The sequence below is a fragment of the Actinomadura rubrisoli genome, assembly GCF_004349215.1.
In the GTDB taxonomy this organism is placed as follows: domain Bacteria; phylum Actinomycetota; class Actinomycetes; order Streptosporangiales; family Streptosporangiaceae; genus Spirillospora; species Spirillospora rubrisoli.
Genome location: NZ_SMKU01000671.1, coordinates 1 through 1,708, shown reverse-complemented (window position 1 = coordinate 1,708; position 1,708 = coordinate 1). Strand labels below are relative to the sequence as shown.

General features: G+C 69.6%; 2 protein-coding genes. One reads left to right on the top strand and one right to left on the bottom strand.

Annotated features, from left to right (window positions below; translation table 11 throughout):
• Positions 1-302 (bottom strand): hypothetical protein (locus E1298_RS46720; protein ID WP_207945286.1); only part of this gene is annotated, 302 nt, incomplete at its 3' end.
• A gap of 171 nt (positions 303-473) precedes the next feature.
• Between E1298_RS46720 and E1298_RS46715 the strand changes: the two genes are divergently transcribed.
• On the top strand, positions 474-1,571 hold the full coding sequence (locus tag E1298_RS46715) for a hypothetical protein (protein ID WP_131903772.1): 1,098 nt from the start codon (positions 474-476) through the stop codon (positions 1,569-1,571).
• The last annotated feature ends 137 nt before the right edge of the window (positions 1,572-1,708 follow it).

Sequence of the window (1,708 nt, the reverse complement as noted above, 5' to 3'; positions counted from 1 at the left end):
GAGTCGGCGGGCGCCGGCAGCGGGACGGGAGGGTTGCCGCGCGCCGCCTTCCACGCCTCCCGGTACGTCTGCTGCTCCGGATGGCTGAGGCCGGCGGCGAGGAGCATGTCGTCGAAGCCGCTCTCGCTGGGCATCGCCTCCCCGCTGATCCAGCGCTGCAGGGTGCTTTTGGGCGTTCCCAGCGCGGCGGCTTGAGCCCGCAGGCCGGACGCGTTCGTCCGCTCGGCCAGCACCTTGATCATTTTTCCCAGGTGCCTGCGCTCCGGAGACACCAGCCGTTCGGTCTCGGTCTTCCGTCCCACGATGGTGTCCCGTCCCGTCCCGACGTCGTGAAGCCCCTGGTCAACCCCGGTTTATGTCCCACCTTGGATTTCGTCCCACAACGGGTTGGCGGCGAGCTCGGCCGGGGCTTTGATCCTGGCCTGTCGGCGTCTCCCAGGAGACGAAAACCCGAGAAGAGAAGAACACCACCCATGTCCCGTTTTCCTTGCATCCCGCATCCGCGCGGCATCGCCTCCGCCATGGTGGGGATCGCCGCCGCGGCGGCCCTGCTGTCCGGGCACGCCCAGGCCGCCGGTTCCCCTTCCGCCCCCGCGGCACGGCCGGCCAACGCGCCCGCCGCCGCGCCCACCGGCAAGCCCGCCGCCAAGCGTGAGACCAGGTGGGTCCTGCAGCTGAGGTACCGGATCACCAAGCCGTGCACGATCTACTTCAACCACCCGGACCACACCCGCGGTGCCAACAAGTCCTGGACCCTTACCCCCCGCACGAGCGGTAAGGGCAAGCCGACGACGGTAAAGTGGCGCTACAACGCCAACCGCAAATGGGCGGTGATTTCTGTCGGCGGCCACGGATACCCGCACTGGGGGTACACCAACCGCACCAAGAAGGACACGTGCCTGGGCACCTCGATCCGCCAGGCGGAGAAGGTCGCCAAGAACTCTGAGGGGAAATGGACGGTCCCGGTCTCCTACTACCCCGCAGGCCGGCCGATCCCATCGAGGATCGGCTACGGGCGCTCCAGGGCGGTGGGAGCGACCGAACAGCACGTCGGCTGGCGGGAGGTCAAGCAGACCCTCCCTGGCGCGAAGATCATCCGGCGGGTGGCCACCGATGAGAACGTCACCCTGCGCGACAACGCCAACTTCGTGATCGGCAACGTGCCCAAGGGCTGGAGGGTCGACCGCACCCGCGCCACTCGCCAGAACGGCCACTGGACCAAGGTCAAGGTGCCCAAGCTGAACCGCTGGGGCTACATCGAGACCCGGGCGCTGCCCGCACGCAGCACCACACACCCGTCCGCGGCCGCCGCCCACGCGACACCGGCGCCGGCGGCGACACCGGCACCCCCCGCCCCGGCCTGCCACTGGAAGGTCATCTGGCCCGCCGCGGGCGTCTACCCCACAACCGCCCGCACCACCGCGCCGCTGAAGGTCAAGCACGCCGGCGACACCGTCGGCCAATCCTGCGCCACCGTCCACAACACCGCCGAAAACCAAACCTACGTCCAGGTCACCCTCGCCGACGGCGGCACCGGCTGGATGCGCCGCAGCGCCCTGCACCCCGCCTGACCCACCCAGGCCCCGTTACCTTTTTCACGTCCCACCGACCGCTGGTTGGTGGGAGCCAGGTCACCCGGTCCGGCATGATTCAAGCCCCCTGTCGCAAGCATGATCCGGGGGGTGTTGTCACCGGGCCCGGGTGGCGT

Coding starts and splice junctions, on each gene's coding strand:
- E1298_RS46715 (WP_131903772.1), top strand. CDS start 474: ATGTCCCGTTTTCCTTGCATCCCGCATCCGCGCGGCATCGCCTCCGCC.